The organism is Paenibacillus sp. BR2-3 (assembly GCF_046529485.1).
GTDB lineage: Bacteria > Bacillota > Bacilli > Paenibacillales > Paenibacillaceae > Paenibacillus_AQ.
In genome coordinates this window covers 2,965,442-2,980,387 of the sequence record NZ_CP126311.1, presented here as the reverse complement: position 1 = coordinate 2,980,387, position 14,946 = coordinate 2,965,442, and the positions used below count along the sequence as shown (strand labels likewise).

Genomic DNA, 14,946 nt, shown 5'->3' with positions numbered 1-14,946 from the left:
AAAGACATAATCAATCAAGGAGTGATAATAATGAAAAGGACATTAGCAGTAATTCTTTCTGTTTTTATGATTGTTGCTTTGGCGGCTTGTGGCAACAACGATAACCCCTCGGCTGATAACACTACTAAGCAGCCGCCAGTTTCTGATACTTCGACCCCCGAATCTCCAGATGAAGGCACATCTGGAACAGAAGTAACTCCCACAGAAAGTCGAACAAACGGTAAGATCCTGATTGCATATTTCACAATGCCCAAAAGCGATGGTGTGGATGCTGTGGCATCTGCGAGCCGTGTGGTCAAGGACGGCGAAGTTTTAGGGAACACCCAGTTCATCGCTCAAGCGATTCAGAAAACTGTCGGTGGTGATCTGTTTGCGATTGAGACAGTGCAGGAATATCCGGGAGATCATGATGAACTGGTGGATTTTGCTGAAAGAGAACAGGATGAAAAGGTCAGACCAGAGCTCTCTACCCATGTGGAAAAAATGGATGACTATGATGTGATTCTTCTTGGCTATCCGAACTGGTGGGCGGATTTGCCCATGCCCCTCTATTCATTCCTTGAGGAATATGATTTGAGCGGCAAGAAGATCATTCCTTTTGCCACCCATGACGGAAGCAGATTTTCCCGTACGATCCGTACTATTGAAGATCTTCAGCCGAATGCAACAGTAGTGGAGGATGGATTGACTGTTTCCAGAAATAGCATTGTGGATGCAGAAGACGATGTGAATGAGTGGGTTCAAAGCCTTGGTATAACGGAGTAGCAGAATCCGCGGATATTCGATATAAAAGCAGTTAACAAAAAGAGGAGGCGAAACAAATGAAGAAAAACGGAGTTCTATCGGCATTGCTTGCGTCAACCCTTCTATCGACATTGTCGCTTCCCGCTTTCGCAGCGGTGGAGGATACCGGCTTTGCCGATGTCAGTGCCGAAGCTTGGTATGCGGACGCAGTGAGCTATTCCCGTGATAACGGACTAATGAGCGGCACGACAGCTACAATCGTCACTCCGGAAGGCGAGATGAGCCGTGCCATGCTGGCCGCCGTTCTTTACCGAGCAGAGGGAACACCTGCTGTCACACTCGCCAATCAATTTGACGATGTCGCGAGTAGCACTTGGTATAGCAGCGCCGTGGCATGGGCGGTACAAAATAATGTCATGGGCGGCTATGGAAACGATTCTTTTGGGGCAAATGACCCTGTTACTCGGGAGCAGATTGCCGCTATCCTTTGGCGCTACGCGGACAACCCCGTGTCAAACGCTGAATCCACCGAATTTTCTGATGCAAATCAGATTTCCTCTTGGGCAGCCCTTGCGGTTCGGTGGGCGCGTGAAAATAACATAATCAGCGGCAAACTCGACAACAGGTTTGATCCCACAGGTAATGCGACTCGCGCGGAAGTGGCAACCATTCTGCGCAACTATATGACCTCAAATGAAGCCGATACAACCAGCACTGAAGAGGGAAATCCAAAAATTTTGATTGCTTACTTTTCGAGGGCGGATAACATCAACTATACTTCCGATGTTGACGCAGTCAGCGCGGCCTCGCTGAACATGAACAATGGCGAGCTGGTCGGCAACACCAGAATTATCGCTGATTTCATACAGGAGTATACCGGCGGCGATGTGTTTGCGATTGAAACATCAGTCGCTTACCCGACAGTCTACCAAGAGAATGTTGATCGCGCTACTGAAGAACGGAGCAACGGTGTGCGGCCTGCTCTTTCCACCCATGTGGAGAACATAGAAGACTACGACATTATCTTTGTTGGAAGTCCGATATGGTGGGGCACGATGCCGCAGGCGATGTCTACATTCTTTGAGGAGTATGATTTTGCCGGAAAAACCATCGTTCCCTTCGGTACGCATAAGGGCAGCGGATTTGGAAGCAGCCTTAGCGATATTGCCAGACTTCTCCCTGACTCCACTATATTGGATGGCTTCACGGTTTGGGGTGACGATGTCAGCAGTGCGGGCGGCGATGTGCAAAAGTGGTTGCAGGATATCGATTTGATCCCATGAGATGCAAGATTCAAAAGGAATCTATTGAGATCCGCAGGATTGTATCATACGAAAATGAAAACTCCTCGGCGAGCTATTCTCGTGAAGACCGGCATGGTTGATTGAACACAATAATCAGAAAGGAGGTAAACTGGATGAAGCCAAAAACAATCGTGAGATTGGCTATCGACACAATAATGACTATACTCTTCCTTTTCATGATGGCTTATCAATGGACAGGCAACACCGTTCATGAATTTCTCGGGATGTCGCTCTTTATCCTCTTTATCCTCCATAACATACTGAATTTAAACTGGTATAAGTCGATTTACAAAGGGAAATATTCACCTGTCCGTGTGATTCGTACTGCAGTCAAAGTGCGCTTGTAATCTCAAAGACGGTATTTTCCTTTATAGGGATGATAGACATTCCATATGCCCGGGAGCTGCATTCGCTGTCTGCCTATTGGGGATTTATTTTTATGGCCGTTCATCTTGGCTTGCACTGGGTGATGGTTATGGGGGCAGCACGGAGGCTAATGAAAAACTCGAAGCCAAGTAAAGTCCTTTCTATTGGCCTCCGGGCAGTCGGTATAATGATTGCGGTTTATGGGATATATGCTTTTTTCAAGAGAGAAGTCGGCTACAACCTGATCTTGCACTATTCCTATTCGTTCTGGAATTACGATGAATGGGCAGTATTCTTTTTCTTGGATTATATTTCAATGATGGGACTGTGCGTCTGTATCACGCATTATGTTATGAAACGGGTTCAGAAAACCCAAAAGCGAAAATAGTGAAGGAGGTCACAGAATTGAAAAAATGCAGAACGATAACCTTGCTTTCGGTTCTTACGCTAATGATGACACTGCTTGCAGCTTGCGCTGATAATAGCACCCAAGAGCAGCCATCAGCAGCACCCAGCAAAAGCACACTTCCTGTCCCAACGGAAAGCAAACCTGCAGTTGAGGGACAGGCTGACAGTGAACCCGGTAAAGTCCTTGTAGTCTATTTCACTAAAGTAGGAAATATCTCCTTCAGCGAAGATGCAGATGCGGTATCCTCTGCAAGCTTGAGAGTCGGAGATTCAAGATTAACAGGAACTACGGAAGTGATTGCAGGTATGGTGCATGAAGCAGTGGGTGGCGATCTTTTCCGGATTGAAACAGTAGCGCCGTATCCCGGAGATTATGATGCAACGGTGAAGCAGGCGTCGGAGGAGAGAGCGACCGGCTACAAGCCACCTCTAAGTACCAAAGTGGAAAATATGGATGACTACGATGTGGTGTACCTTGGACATCCCATCTGGGGAATGACCATCCCCGCTCCAATTGCATCGTTTTTATCCGAATATGATTTTTCAGGAAAAACAATCGTCCTTTTTTGTACTCATGCGGGATATGGACCGGGACAGAGTGTTTCAGTGATTAGAGAACTTGTCCCGGGAGCAACCGTCCTTGATGGCTTTGATATAGAGCGCAATAAAGCGTCAACCGCACAAGAAGCCGTATCCGCGTGGCTGCGTGAAGTCGGGATGGATGTTTGAGTTGATCCGGAGAACTTCGGTAATAACAATCGAGAGGCGGGTTCGATCATGCGTGAAAACTGGAAACCTTATTTAGTTACAATAATATTGTTGGCTTCTCCATTAACCTTCGGATGGAATCAGGGAGAAGCAGCTGGTGCAGACCAGAAGGAGATTGTTCTGAGAGCAGGCAATCCATCGGTTAAGGTCAATGGAACTGAAATCGTGCTGGCTACGGCACCGAAATTGATAGGAAACAGTATCTACGTGCCAATCCGATTTATCGGGACTCAGTTGGGAGCTGAGGTTCAGTGGCTGCAGCAAGAGAAATCCGTGAAATACCAGACACCAGAAGTCAATATCCAGCTGTGGATGAACCAAAAAAAGGCGGTTGTGAACGGAAAAGAAATCATGCTAGAGACGCCACCTCTCAACGTCCAGGGTACATCAATGGTGCCTTTACGTTTTGTGAGCGAGAATTTGGGTACAACGATCTCATTTGATTCAACGACTAAAGAAGTAACTCTTGCAAGCAGGTATATGAATGAGACCTCCACATACGCAGACGGTGAATATACGGCGACAGGATTATACGGAAGCCTCCCGTCGTCGATCACCGTAACCTTGAGTCTGGATGATGACATCATAATCGCCGTTCAAGTTACACCTCATGCAACGAACCCGATATCCCTGGACTTGCAGCGCCGTTTCGCTGACGCGGTCCCTGCGGTTGTCGTCGGGAAGCGTATCGATGAAGTGAAAGTGGGACGCCTCGCAGGGTCCAGCGGTACCCCCGACGGGTTCAATGCTGCGATCCAACAGATCAAGGCCCAAGCCCAAGAGAAGGCAGACAACTTATAAAAATAGGAGGAAATGAATATGAAAATCTTAATTCTCGGAGCTGCGGGGCAGATTTCTCGTCTTGTTACCCAGAAGCTCTTAAAAGAAACGAATCACTCGTTAGTATTATTCGCCCGTAATGGATCGAAACGAATCAAGATTTCCAACGCCAGCAGAGAGGAAATTATTGACGGAGATTTTACTGACATCAATATTGTGAAGAAGGCACTTGAAGGGATCGATGCAGTCTATCTTAACGATTTAAATTCCCTTGCAGGTGTAGAGACAGTTGTAGATGCAATGAAAGATTGTAACGTAAACATCTTAATTGCGGCGTCTATTTTAGGGATTTACGGTGAGGTACCCGGAGCATTTGGTAAATGGAATGAACGAATGGTGGGCACAGCCGGTATCAAGCGCCAACGTCAAGCTGCTGATATTGTTGAGAATTCCAGCTTAGACTACACTATTCTTCGTTTAACATGGCTCTATAATCAAAGAGGAAATGAAGCCTATCACTTAACTCAGAAAGGTGAACCTTTTGTGGGAGCACAAGTTGCCAGAGAAGCTGTAGCACAACTAATCTTCGATATTATCGAAAACCCTGCTGGTTATGCAAATACAAGTATAGGCGTAAGTGAACCAAATACGAATTGGTCAAAACCATCCTTTTACTGAGATATATGTCACTTAGTCAAATCAATCAAACGAAAAGGAGCAGAATGCTTAAATGCATCTGCTCCTTTTTGAGTATCTATATAAGCTATCTAAAAGAATACCTATATAGATTGAAGTTGAAAATATACATTCAGGGAAAAGTGGCGGAGGGGGATTTTAGAAGTTCACGCCACTCCGTTTGATCGCTCTGCCCACAGCCTCTTCATTCAGATAAGAGGCAGCTGTATCAATTAGCCGATAGCCTGCGGTGATAGCGTCATAAACGCTTTGCTCACACTCACTTTGATCTGCAATTTGAAACACACCAAAACCGAGTACAGGCATCTCCACACCATTGTTTAAAATTACTTTTTGCATAAAATATCCTCCATATTTTTAGAAATATTGTTTCTCAATCGAAGTGCTCTTATCCATTACAATCTTATTATGCTCCATATGACAAAGGAACCGTTATAACATTCATACCATATGATTGCCTAATCCTCTTAATCATCTTATCTTACCGGCCATAGGATTAGGCAATCATTTAGCATTTATGATATAACGTTGACTCGTTTATCTAAAGCATAATAAGAGAGTGGGATTCGCTTAATCAATGGGCATTGAAGCCCTCGAATATGGGAGGTAATGAATTCATAATGAACATCCATAATTATAATGCCTACTCCACTGAGACTGACGCAGGAAGATTCTTGTTCGGATTTGAAGCGATAGGTACACGATGGGAGATTGAAAGCGGTACGCCGCTAAGTTTTATATTGCAACAGCATATCCTGCAACGGATAGACCAATTTAACAGGACTTATTCGCGGTTCCGTTCTGATTCTCTTGTGTCACAAATTGCTGCAGCATCTGAAGGGGGCACCTTCATTTTTCCAGACGACTCAGCTGTTCTTTTCAACTTATATGATCGCCTCCATATCGCTACCGAAGGTGCTATGGATCCGCTCATAGGCAGGGACCTAGAGCTTCTTGGATATGATGCAGCTTACTCACTTATACCGGTATCAGATTCAGTCCGAACCGAAGCGCATGCTAAAGGTAGAGGCAACTGGGCGAAAGATATTTCTCGAAAAGGCACATCGCTCATCACTCGTCGTCCACTCTCAATTGATTTCGGAGCGGCCGGGAAAGGTTACTGTGTGGACATCCTTTCCGAGATTCTTCGTGAGGGCGGAATTAGTGATTTCGTCGTTGATGGAAGCGGAGACCTTCGCCATAAGGGAGAGTCAAGCTTACAAGTAGGTCTGGAACACCCACTCAATAAGAGTATGGTTATCGGCGTAGCTGAACTGAAAAATCGTAGCTTGTGTGCATCTGCCGTCAACAGACGTGCATGGGGAGAGTATCTTCATCACGTGCTAGATGCCCGGACGGGTGTTCCAGTGCAAGATGTAATCGCTACATGGGTAATTGCTAATGACACCGTAACAGCCGACGGACTAGCTACCGCCTTATTTTTTTCATCGGGGAAAGATCTGGCGAAGTTCTTCCGTTTCTCATATGTACGGATGTTTGCCGATGGCCGGGCTGAAGCGTCGCAGAACTTCAATGGAGAACTCTTTTTATAAGAGAAACTAATCATCATAGAAGGGAAGAGGTACAACAATGCAAAAACGTATATTGGGAAAAAGCGGATTGGAAGTATCGTCACTGGGACTTGGCTGTATGGGGATGAGCGGAATAGCTCTCTGGATCCGAGTCCCACGGGCAGAAACGTTCGATCCCAGGCTCCGATATCTTACGACCACATAAAGATGAGGTCGACCAGAAAGATCTGGTGACCTCATAATACGAACGGTCAGAATAGCTTAATAATTATGATGTTTATCAATACGAAACAAGGAGATGTTTGCCTAAAAAAACTGTTCCTTGATTTATTGATTATACAACCCTCTCTAACAAGATCCCCACTTGATTTGCCATGACATCAGGCGGATAAGGCATTCCTTTCGTGATCCACCATTCCACTATTCCTACGAAAGCTGTTCCCATAAAGCACCCCATAACATCTTCATTCAATCCGTGATTTCTTTCTTCATTTATATTTACTTCAGCCTTGTACTCTTCGATAAGAAATTCAAGGAACCGAGTACGAAAAGAAGGGGCTCCTTTACTCGCTAACATCGTCGAAAAGAATAGATAATTACGCTCAAAGTATTCGAAGTAGACCAGATTAGCATCTCTCCAGTCCATTTCACATGCATATTCGTTGATTTCCCGCATTTCGTTAATATGTTCTTCAATGAGCTTATCCAGTAGATCAAATTTATCCGCGTAATGAAGATATATGGTTGCTCGGTGAACATTTGCCCTGTCGGAAATATCCTGGATGGTAATGCCATCAAAATTTTTTTCGGACATCAGTTCAATAACGGCTTTTTTTATCGCTTCCTGCGATTTGAGTATTCTTCTATCCACTTTAGTCAAGGTTAGCCTCACCAATCTTTCTTAAATAATCAACACTTATTTATGATTTGTAAAATAATCGACAAAACAGGTTAATTTAACGATTGCAAGCAGCTTGATTCTATATATTATTATACACATGTCGTCTAATCGATCAATATCGATTATATGCAGGGAAGATAGAAATGGTCATAGATGATTATATCGAAGCATGTGAAGATATTGATTGGATTATGAGAGCTCCCTTGATAACGAATTGAGGAACTCGTTACCAAAGTCTTGGAAGGACACTCGACAAGTTCAACAGAGAATAGAGCTCCAGAAGCCACGGGTATCATGGTTAGTCTGGTTCGGTTCCGTCTTGCAGTTAAGCATTGCAGCGGCCGCTGGAATTGGAGGTATCGCAATAACAAGCTCATCAGTACTGGCGGTGAGTTGGACAGGGGTTGTATCTGTCGCAATAGCTTTAGGCATTGCGGTGCTAAGTTCTAAGAAATAAATGATAAGAGAGGATTTAACTTCATGAGATTAATCGAAAAAGGAACATTCGAGGGAGAACGACCGTTATTCAAAATTTCCGATGTGCAAATTAAGGATAGTGAGTTTCTGCCTGGGGAATCTGCAATTAAAGAAAGTAGAAATGTGCAAGTATCCCATTGCAGTTTCTCAGGTAAATATCCGTTTTGGCACAATAAAGATTTAGAAATCCAGGATAGTTATTTCTCTGAAGGCAGTCGCGCGGCTATTTGGTATACAAGTGAGGTGATCATGAACAACTGCAAAGTGGATGCGCCTAAGATATTTAGAGATGCTAGAAATATTACCATTCACAAAACGATTATGGATACTAATGAAACCTTGTGGGATTGTTCCAATGTGAACATCTTTGATTCGGAATTCAAGGGGAACTATTTGTTATTGCATGGCAGCAATATTGAAATTAACAATTTCAGATTAGACGGTGATTACTCCTTTCAGCATGTCAAACAAGGGGTGATTAGAAATAGCGAGATCATTTCAAAAGACGCCTTTTGGAATACAGAGAACATAACGGTATATGATTCCGTACTCGAAGGAGAATACTTGGGTTGGTATTCCAAAAATCTAAGACTCGTGAACTGCAAAATTATTGGAACACAGCCCTTGTGCTATGCGAAAAACTTAATCTTGGAAAACTGTGAAATGGTTGATACTGACTTGAGTTTTGAGTATTCAACCGTACATGCTGAAATCATTAACACAGTTGATAGTGTGAAGAATCCCATTAGCGGCATCATAAAAGCAGAAGGCATTAAAGAATTAATACTGGACGACCCGGAACTAAACTTCTCAAATATACAAATCATTACAAATGCTAAGATCGAATCATTTTGAGGAGGATATTGGTTTGAAGTATGATTTTGACCAAATCATTAATAGGAAACATACGAATAGCGCGAAATGGGATACGGCCCACGGATTAGATATTTTACCGATGTGGGTAGCAGATATGGACTTTAAAACAGCAGATCCGATTATAAAAGCTTTAGAAAAACGAGCTCTGCATGGGATTTTTGGTTATGCAAGCATCCCGGATGCTTATTATGAAGCTGAGGTGCGCTGGTGGGAGAAACGGCATGCTTTCAAAATCAATAAGGAATGGATAGAAGTTAGTACAGGTGTTATCCCATCGCTTTCGGCGATCGTTCAAGCCTTTACTGAGGCTGGAGATAAAGTATTGATTCAATCCCCAGTTTACAATTATTTCAATACCTCTATAACAAATAACGGGTGTGATATCGTCGTCAATAAACTCAAGTACAACGGCGAATCCTATGAAATTGATTTTGATGATTTTGAACAAAAGGCTTCCAATGAAAAAGTCAAACTCTTTATTCTGTGTAATCCTCACAACCCTGTTGGAAGAGTATGGAGTAGAGATGAACTGAAACGCTTAGGCGATATATGTTTACGACATAACGTTTTGGTTGTGGTCGATGAAATTCATAGGGACTTGGTATATAAAAATAATCAATTTATTCCTTTTGCCTCACTCGGTGAAGAATTCTTAATGAACTCAATAACATGTACAGCACCTAGCAAAACCTTCAACCTAGCCGGTCTTAAAACATCCAATATTATATCGGCAAACGAAAAATACAGAAAAAAAATTAACCGGTCGCTTAATGTTAATGAGGCCATTGAACCTAATGTTTTTGGAATCGAGGCTTTGATTGCTGCCTATAACTACGGGGAAGGTTGGTTAGATCAATTACTCGATTATCTTGCAGGAAACCGGGATTATTTCAATTCCTTCCTCAAAGAAAGAATACCTAAATTAAGGGTCATAATCCCTGAGGCAACTTATTTAATCTGGATCGACTGCAGGAGTCTTGGTATCCCTTCAGCAGAGCTTAGTATGAAGATATTGGAAGAAGGTCATCTAAGAATTAATGAGGGCCTCATCTATGGCGAAGTTGGAGAGGGATTTATCCGAATAAACATTGCATGTCCAAGAGCCATATTGAAAGAGGGATTAGAAAGACTGGAGCAAGTCATGAAATTAATCAATTAATAAACTCCTGATAAGAAAAGGAGAATAAAAAAATGTCAAACCCTAAAAGGCCTTCTAGTGCACAGAAAGCAATTAACGATTTTTCACCAAAACTTGTGGGACTAACCGATAATGTTTTATTTGGAGATATTTTGGAGCGTAGAGCACTATCTCCGCGCGACCGCAGTTTAATTGCTGTAGTAACTAGTTTAGTTACGGGTAGAGATACGGGGCAACTAAGTTTTCATATAAACTATGCCAAACAAAATGGTCTTACGGAAGAAGAAATCATTGAAACGATTACCCATCTTGCTTTTTATGCCGGTTGGCCGAACGCAACGTCTGCCTATACAGTTACAAAGAAAGTTTTTGCGAAGGAACAGTAATGAAAAGATTTTTCACTTTAGGTCTTGCCACTTTGATGGCCTTCTCTCTTGCCGCTTGCAGTGGCGGGAATTCCAATATGCTGGAAAGCAACCCGGCAGAAGCGCAAAGCAGTACACTGCAGGAAAATACTCCTAATCTGTCGGCTGAGACAATATGTGCAGAATGTTCTATTGATGTCTTAATTGAATTAGTGAAGTAAGCATGAATTAGGAGCCACTCCTGTAATTTATTGTGGGAGGAATTATACATGAAAAAAGCGATTTTATTATTCTTTATATCACTGGTAGTTCTTTCCTTGGCAGCGTGCGGAAATAACTCTTCAGATGATAGTAATACGGTTATCAACACGCCGGGCAATGCTTCTGGTATTCCTACTGAAAATAACAATGCAACTCAGCCGGTTCCTAGTGATCAGAAAATCCTCATAGCGTACTTTTCCCGCGTCGGTAATACGGATTTTGATACAAATGTGGACGCCGTTGCCAGCGCAAGTCTAAACCTCCAAGACGGTGTGCTTGCAGGCAATACGGAAATTATTGCAGATATGATTCAGGATACTGTAGGCGGCGATCTGTTTCTCATTGAAACCGCAAATAAATTTCCTGCCGATTACGATACGGTTTTAGATTTGGGTCAGCAGCAGCAGAAGGAAAATGCACGTCCAGAACTGAGCGCTCATGTGGAAAACATGGAAGATTACGATACAGTCTTTATTGGTTTCCCGAACTGGTGGAGCGACCTGCCTATGGCAGTTTATACATTTCTGGAGGAATACGACTATTCGGGTAAAACCGTGATCCCGTTTAGCACCCATGGAGGCAGCGGATTTTCAAGAAATGAGCAAACGATAAAAAGCATGTTGACCGGTGCAACCGTGTTGGACGGTCTTGCCGTTAGAGGCGAAGATGCCATTGATGCGCAGCGTGATGTGGAAGAATGGCTGGGTCAGCTTGGAATGTCTAACTGATACGAATAAGGAGAGACGATGAAACCCCAAGCAATCATTAAAATAGCGGTTGATCTAATCATGACGGTATTGCTGCCGATTTTGATGGCATTCATGCTGACCGGACAAAAAGTGCATGAATGGCTTGGAACTGCAATGTTTGTGATGTTTATCACCCACAACGTGCTGAACTTAAAATGGTACAAAAATCTGTGGAAAGGGAAGTATACAGCTTTCCGCATCTTTCAAACCGTGGTGAATCTGTCGGTATTTATATGTATGATCGGGCTGATGGTCAGCGGCATAATGATGTCCCGTTATCCATTCGCTTTTCTGTCCATTAGCGGCGGAATGTCCTTTGCAAGGGAATTGCATATGCTTGCCTCCCATTGGGGCTTTATCTTTATGTCCGTTCATGTCGGTTTGCATTGGAACATGATTATGTTGATGACGCGAAAAGCGGTAAAAGCAAATCCGCCGTCTGATATCCGTAAGGTTATATTACGGGTCATCGCAGCAACGATAGCCGTATACGGCGTATATGCCTTTATCAGGCACGATATTGTTTCGTATCTTTTTTTGAAAATCATGTTCATTTCCTTTGAATTTGAACAATTCCCGATATTGTTTTTTACGGATTATTTGGCAATGATGGGGCTATTTATCTGTATTGCTTATTATGCTGCAAAAGGTTTGCAACGGATTTCGTCCCCCAAAAGGAGGCGGTTAAAAAAGTGAAGCATGTATAGGAGACAAACAAATGAAGAAACGTTTAGCACTGTTTCTTGCTCTTGCGATGATTTTTGTCCTTTCGGCATGTGCGAGCAATACGGTTTCCGACAACAACGCGACTTCTTCCCAGCCTGTATCTTCATCGGAAGGCAGCGGAGAAGATACCGGCAGTTCAGATACCAAAGACGAACCATCGACTGGAGAACCGATCGATGAAAGTGCTGGAGCACAGGATGTCAAAATTAAAATGACTGTTAATGGCGAAGAAATTACTGCCACAATGTACGACAACCCCACCAGCCGGGATTTTCTAAGTATGCTCCCGTTGACGTTGACCTTTGAGGACTACAATGGAACAGAAAAAATCAGTTACCTGCCCCGCAATCTCACGACGGAGGACGCGCCGGAAGGCTTCGATCCTTCAGTGGGGGAACTGACTCTATTTGTTCCGTGGGGAAATCTAGCGATATTCTATAGCGATTTCGGCTATTCAAGAGGCCTAATTTCATTGGGACGTATTGATTCCGGCATTGAAACCCTCGCAAATATGAACAGTGAGTTCATCGTAACGGTTGAAGTATTAGAATAATTGATTATATCAGTAAATGGAGGGCTGAATATTGAGTACTAGAACAAAATCGAAATTTATAACATTGCTGCTCGCTTTATTGATGTTTATCATAGGATTCGGTCATCAAACCGTATTTGCGGCTGATTCTACTCAGCAAGCAGATACTCTAAAGAATTTAGGGCTATTCCGCGGAACCGGTGCAGGCTATGAACTGGATAAACCAGTTACCCGCGGCCAAGCAGCTGTTATGCTGGTTCGTCTATTGGGCGTGGAAAACAAGGCACTGAACGGTAATTATAGCCATCCCTTCACCGATGTACCTAAATGGGCTGACGAATACGTTGCTTACATGTACGACAGCGGGTTGACAAAAGGTATGAGCAATAAGCTTTTCGATCCTAACGGGATATGCAGTCACCAAATGTATTCTACTTTTATGCTTCGCGCGTTAGCTTACGAGGATGGAGTGGACTTTACCTTTGCGTCGGCAATGCAAGAAGCGCAGGAGATTGGTCTGTTCGATAAAGCAACCAGCAGTTTCCTTCGGGGAGATATGGTTGCCGTATCTTATTCTGCGCTGGCTACTAGACTAAAGAACAGCGATCTCACCTTGTTGAATAAATTAGTGGCTGATGGTGCGGTTGACGCTAAAGTCGCAGATTCTGTTCAACGTCTATTTGCAACTACGGGTGGGGGTACCGGTGAAAGTGACTCCGATCAAACCGGAAAAAATCAAGATCCCACAAATGGCCATACAGATAATGCCAGAATAAAACTGATTCTTGACAATGAAACGTTCATCGTTGACATGTATGACAATCCGACCAGCAGGGACTTTCTGACGATGCTTCCGATAACCTTATCATTTGAGGACTTCGTCGGAAAGGAAAAAATCAGTTATTTATCACGGAAATTAGATACCGAACCTACACCGTCAAACAGTGGTCCTTCTGTTGGCGAATTTGCTTACTACGCTCCTTGGGGGAATCTGGCTATATTTTACAACGAGTCTGCTACCACTGGGAATGGACTTGTTGTATTAGGAAAGATTAATTCCGGCATGCAGGAGCTTGAAGAAAAGTTAGCGAATATAAGCGATAATTTTATAATGACAATTGAAAAAATCGATTAATTGGGTGGAGGAACAAACGTATGCGAAAAATATTATCAGTGGCTCTCGCTCTGGTGTTGAGCTTCACTTCTGCAGCTTGTGGCGGAAATAACAGCGGGGGCTCTACTCCTGACGAGTCTGAAACGATTGGCAATAATTCAACTAATGAGCAAACAGGCAACCCCGATGAAGTGCAAGAGGAGAACAGTCAAAATTCTGCTGTAGAGAGCGGTCAAGATTCTACTGATGAAAACGAAAGTGTTGAAGATACCAAGATCAAATTGATTTTCGATAATGAAGAAGTCATCGTGAATCTATATGACAATCCAATGAGCAGAGACTTTCTGACGATGCTCCCGATAACCTTATCATTCGAGGACTTCAACGGAGAGGAAAAAATCAGTTATTTGCCACGGAAATTAAATACCGATTCTACACCATCAAACAGTGGCCCTTCTGTTGGCGAATTTGCCTATTATGCCCCATGGGGAAATCTGGCTATATTTTACAATGGACCTGTTACCACTTCTTCGAATGGAGTTATTGTATTAGGAGAGTTTGAATCCGGCATAGAGGAGCTGGCAAGTATGAGCGATGATTTTACAATGACCATTGAAAAAATGGACTAGAGGACGTTCGGATTGAATCGATGTTTCATTGTAGGAGGACTGGATAATGAGCACTTGGACTAAAGATGAACTGCGACAGATCGCCGAGGCTGATGACCTTCATATCTCTCCGTTCCGTGAGGACGGAGTGACCTACGGGACCCCGACCTGGATTTGGTCCGTGATGATCGGCGATGGTCTTTATGTACGAGCATATAATGGGCGTAACTCTCGATGGTACCAAGCCGCGGTGCAGCAGAAGGCCGGGCGGATTACTGCCGCCGGTATGACCAAGGAGGTTACCTTCGAGCCGGTTGACGGTCCCATTAACGACCTCATCGACGATGCATACCGTGTGAAATACCATAGTAGCCCGTATCTCAACCCGATGATCGGTGCGCGCGCCCGCTCAGCGACAATTAAGATCATGCCTTGTAAATAAGATAACAAGGTGAAGAATACAAATTGATTTGCGAGTGGTGTCAGCTTCGCTGGTACTCCCCCTACAATGAGAAGAATACCGAATTCGCATCCGACACGGGTTCTTTTAGTATATGCGGGGTAACTCTAGACAACATCGGCTAGATTTCGGTGGCAATTG

At 43.6% G+C, this 14,946-nt stretch carries 20 protein-coding genes and 1 pseudogene; 19 read left to right on the top strand and 2 right to left on the bottom strand.

Annotated elements, in window-relative coordinates; all coding sequences use genetic code 11:
* The first annotated feature begins 30 nt into the window (after nt 1-30).
* The 7 genes from PaeBR_RS14080 (at nt 31) to PaeBR_RS14050 (ending at nt 5,048) form a co-directional block, all read left to right on the top strand.
* Nucleotides 31-765: a flavodoxin gene (locus tag PaeBR_RS14080; RefSeq protein ID WP_410511210.1), complete on the top strand. Its 735-nt coding sequence runs from the start codon at nt 31-33 to the stop codon at nt 763-765.
* A gap of 56 nt (nt 766-821) precedes the next feature.
* A complete protein-coding gene (locus tag PaeBR_RS14075; protein ID WP_410511209.1) occupies nt 822-2,027 on the top strand; it encodes a flavodoxin in 1,206 nt (401 codons plus the stop codon).
* Between the two features lie 134 nt (nt 2,028-2,161).
* Nucleotides 2,162-2,395 carry a hypothetical protein gene (locus tag PaeBR_RS14070; RefSeq protein WP_410511208.1) on the top strand — a complete coding sequence of 78 codons (234 nt, stop codon included), beginning with the start codon at nt 2,162-2,164 and terminating at the stop codon, nt 2,393-2,395.
* A 29-nt stretch (nt 2,396-2,424) separates the two neighbouring features.
* Nucleotides 2,425-2,802: a hypothetical protein gene (locus tag PaeBR_RS14065; protein WP_410511207.1), complete on the top strand. Its 378-nt coding sequence runs from the start codon at nt 2,425-2,427 to the stop codon at nt 2,800-2,802.
* Between the two features lie 17 nt (nt 2,803-2,819).
* Nucleotides 2,820-3,551, top strand: coding sequence for a flavodoxin (locus PaeBR_RS14060; RefSeq protein ID WP_410511206.1), 732 nt, complete (start codon nt 2,820-2,822; stop codon nt 3,549-3,551).
* A 48-nt stretch (nt 3,552-3,599) separates the two neighbouring features.
* Nucleotides 3,600-4,391 (top strand): stalk domain-containing protein, encoded by a 792-nt coding sequence (locus PaeBR_RS14055; protein WP_410511205.1) that lies wholly within the window; start codon nt 3,600-3,602, stop codon nt 4,389-4,391.
* An 18-nt stretch (nt 4,392-4,409) separates the two neighbouring features.
* Nucleotides 4,410-5,048, top strand: a complete 639-nt coding sequence (locus PaeBR_RS14050) for an NAD(P)H-binding protein (RefSeq protein WP_410511204.1) — start codon at nt 4,410-4,412, stop codon at nt 5,046-5,048.
* Nucleotides 5,049-5,213: 165 nt separating this feature from the next.
* Here PaeBR_RS14050 and PaeBR_RS14045 read toward each other — a convergent pair.
* Nucleotides 5,214-5,405, bottom strand: a pseudogene (locus PaeBR_RS14045) (aldo/keto reductase); the annotation flags it as partial.
* Between the two features lie 281 nt (nt 5,406-5,686).
* Between PaeBR_RS14045 and PaeBR_RS14040 the strand changes: the two are divergent.
* Together PaeBR_RS14040 and PaeBR_RS14035 are read left to right on the top strand one after the other, a co-directional pair.
* A complete protein-coding gene (locus tag PaeBR_RS14040; protein ID WP_410511203.1) occupies nt 5,687-6,619 on the top strand; it encodes an FAD:protein FMN transferase in 933 nt (310 codons plus the stop codon).
* Nucleotides 6,620-6,656: 37 nt separating this feature from the next.
* A complete protein-coding gene (locus tag PaeBR_RS14035) occupies nt 6,657-6,803 on the top strand; it encodes a hypothetical protein (RefSeq protein ID WP_410515298.1) in 147 nt (48 codons plus the stop codon).
* A gap of 129 nt (nt 6,804-6,932) precedes the next feature.
* On the opposite strand, the gene PaeBR_RS14030 is transcribed toward PaeBR_RS14035, so the two are convergent.
* A complete protein-coding gene (locus tag PaeBR_RS14030) occupies nt 6,933-7,478 on the bottom strand; it encodes a TetR/AcrR family transcriptional regulator (RefSeq protein ID WP_410511202.1) in 546 nt (181 codons plus the stop codon).
* A gap of 501 nt (nt 7,479-7,979) precedes the next feature.
* On the opposite strand from PaeBR_RS14030, the gene PaeBR_RS14025 reads away from it, so the two are divergent.
* From PaeBR_RS14025 to PaeBR_RS13980, 10 genes are read left to right on the top strand one after another with little or no spacing between them, the layout of a single operon-like run.
* Entirely contained in the window at nt 7,980-8,831 is an 852-nt protein-coding gene (locus PaeBR_RS14025; RefSeq protein WP_410511201.1) for a DUF3737 family protein, read from the top strand.
* A gap of 13 nt (nt 8,832-8,844) precedes the next feature.
* Nucleotides 8,845-10,011 (top strand): MalY/PatB family protein, encoded by a 1,167-nt coding sequence (locus tag PaeBR_RS14020; protein ID WP_410511200.1) that lies wholly within the window; start codon nt 8,845-8,847, stop codon nt 10,009-10,011.
* Nucleotides 10,012-10,043: 32 nt separating this feature from the next.
* Nucleotides 10,044-10,376: a carboxymuconolactone decarboxylase family protein gene (locus PaeBR_RS14015; protein ID WP_410511199.1), complete on the top strand. Its 333-nt coding sequence runs from the start codon at nt 10,044-10,046 to the stop codon at nt 10,374-10,376.
* The gene (locus PaeBR_RS14010) at nt 10,376-10,576 is read left to right on the top strand and encodes a hypothetical protein (RefSeq protein ID WP_410511198.1); all 201 of its coding nucleotides are present in this window, start codon (nt 10,376-10,378) and stop codon (nt 10,574-10,576) included. Before PaeBR_RS14015 ends, PaeBR_RS14010 begins: the two co-directional genes overlap by 1 nt.
* A gap of 48 nt (nt 10,577-10,624) precedes the next feature.
* Complete coding sequence (locus PaeBR_RS14005) at nt 10,625-11,344, top strand: flavodoxin (RefSeq protein WP_410511197.1); 720 nt, start codon at nt 10,625-10,627, stop codon at nt 11,342-11,344.
* Between the two features lie 18 nt (nt 11,345-11,362).
* Nucleotides 11,363-12,061 carry a DUF4405 domain-containing protein gene (locus tag PaeBR_RS14000; RefSeq protein WP_410511196.1) on the top strand — a complete coding sequence of 233 codons (699 nt, stop codon included), beginning with the start codon at nt 11,363-11,365 and terminating at the stop codon, nt 12,059-12,061.
* Nucleotides 12,062-12,083: 22 nt separating this feature from the next.
* Complete coding sequence (locus tag PaeBR_RS13995; RefSeq protein WP_410511195.1) at nt 12,084-12,644, top strand: cyclophilin-like fold protein; 561 nt, start codon at nt 12,084-12,086, stop codon at nt 12,642-12,644.
* Between the two features lie 31 nt (nt 12,645-12,675).
* Nucleotides 12,676-13,758 carry a cyclophilin-like fold protein gene (locus tag PaeBR_RS13990; protein WP_410511194.1) on the top strand — a complete coding sequence of 361 codons (1,083 nt, stop codon included), beginning with the start codon at nt 12,676-12,678 and terminating at the stop codon, nt 13,756-13,758.
* Nucleotides 13,759-13,778: 20 nt separating this feature from the next.
* The gene (locus PaeBR_RS13985; RefSeq protein WP_410511193.1) at nt 13,779-14,366 is read left to right on the top strand and encodes a cyclophilin-like fold protein; all 588 of its coding nucleotides are present in this window, start codon (nt 13,779-13,781) and stop codon (nt 14,364-14,366) included.
* Between the two features lie 46 nt (nt 14,367-14,412).
* The gene (locus PaeBR_RS13980) at nt 14,413-14,787 is read left to right on the top strand and encodes a DUF2255 family protein (protein WP_410511192.1); all 375 of its coding nucleotides are present in this window, start codon (nt 14,413-14,415) and stop codon (nt 14,785-14,787) included.
* The last annotated feature ends 159 nt before the right edge of the window (nt 14,788-14,946 follow it).

Excerpts from the sequence above, each read along its gene's own strand:
- PaeBR_RS14080 (WP_410511210.1), top strand. The coding sequence starts at position 31 with ATGAAAAGGACATTAGCAGTAATTCTTTCTGTTTTTATGATTGTTGCT.
- PaeBR_RS14040 (WP_410511203.1), top strand. The coding sequence starts at position 5,687 with ATGAACATCCATAATTATAATGCCTACTCCACTGAGACTGACGCAGGA.
- PaeBR_RS14050 (WP_410511204.1), top strand. The coding sequence starts at position 4,410 with ATGAAAATCTTAATTCTCGGAGCTGCGGGGCAGATTTCTCGTCTTGTT.
- PaeBR_RS14010 (WP_410511198.1), top strand. The coding sequence starts at position 10,376 with ATGAAAAGATTTTTCACTTTAGGTCTTGCCACTTTGATGGCCTTCTCT.
- PaeBR_RS14015 (WP_410511199.1), top strand. The coding sequence starts at position 10,044 with ATGTCAAACCCTAAAAGGCCTTCTAGTGCACAGAAAGCAATTAACGAT.
- PaeBR_RS14065 (WP_410511207.1), top strand. The coding sequence starts at position 2,425 with ATGATAGACATTCCATATGCCCGGGAGCTGCATTCGCTGTCTGCCTAT.
- PaeBR_RS14025 (WP_410511201.1), top strand. The coding sequence starts at position 7,980 with ATGAGATTAATCGAAAAAGGAACATTCGAGGGAGAACGACCGTTATTC.
- PaeBR_RS14035 (WP_410515298.1), top strand. The coding sequence starts at position 6,657 with ATGCAAAAACGTATATTGGGAAAAAGCGGATTGGAAGTATCGTCACTG.
- PaeBR_RS13985 (WP_410511193.1), top strand. The coding sequence starts at position 13,779 with ATGCGAAAAATATTATCAGTGGCTCTCGCTCTGGTGTTGAGCTTCACT.
- PaeBR_RS14075 (WP_410511209.1), top strand. The coding sequence starts at position 822 with ATGAAGAAAAACGGAGTTCTATCGGCATTGCTTGCGTCAACCCTTCTA.
- PaeBR_RS13995 (WP_410511195.1), top strand. The coding sequence starts at position 12,084 with ATGAAGAAACGTTTAGCACTGTTTCTTGCTCTTGCGATGATTTTTGTC.
- PaeBR_RS14055 (WP_410511205.1), top strand. The coding sequence starts at position 3,600 with ATGCGTGAAAACTGGAAACCTTATTTAGTTACAATAATATTGTTGGCT.
- PaeBR_RS14005 (WP_410511197.1), top strand. The coding sequence starts at position 10,625 with ATGAAAAAAGCGATTTTATTATTCTTTATATCACTGGTAGTTCTTTCC.
- PaeBR_RS14070 (WP_410511208.1), top strand. The coding sequence starts at position 2,162 with ATGAAGCCAAAAACAATCGTGAGATTGGCTATCGACACAATAATGACT.
- PaeBR_RS14000 (WP_410511196.1), top strand. The coding sequence starts at position 11,363 with ATGAAACCCCAAGCAATCATTAAAATAGCGGTTGATCTAATCATGACG.
- PaeBR_RS13980 (WP_410511192.1), top strand. The coding sequence starts at position 14,413 with ATGAGCACTTGGACTAAAGATGAACTGCGACAGATCGCCGAGGCTGAT.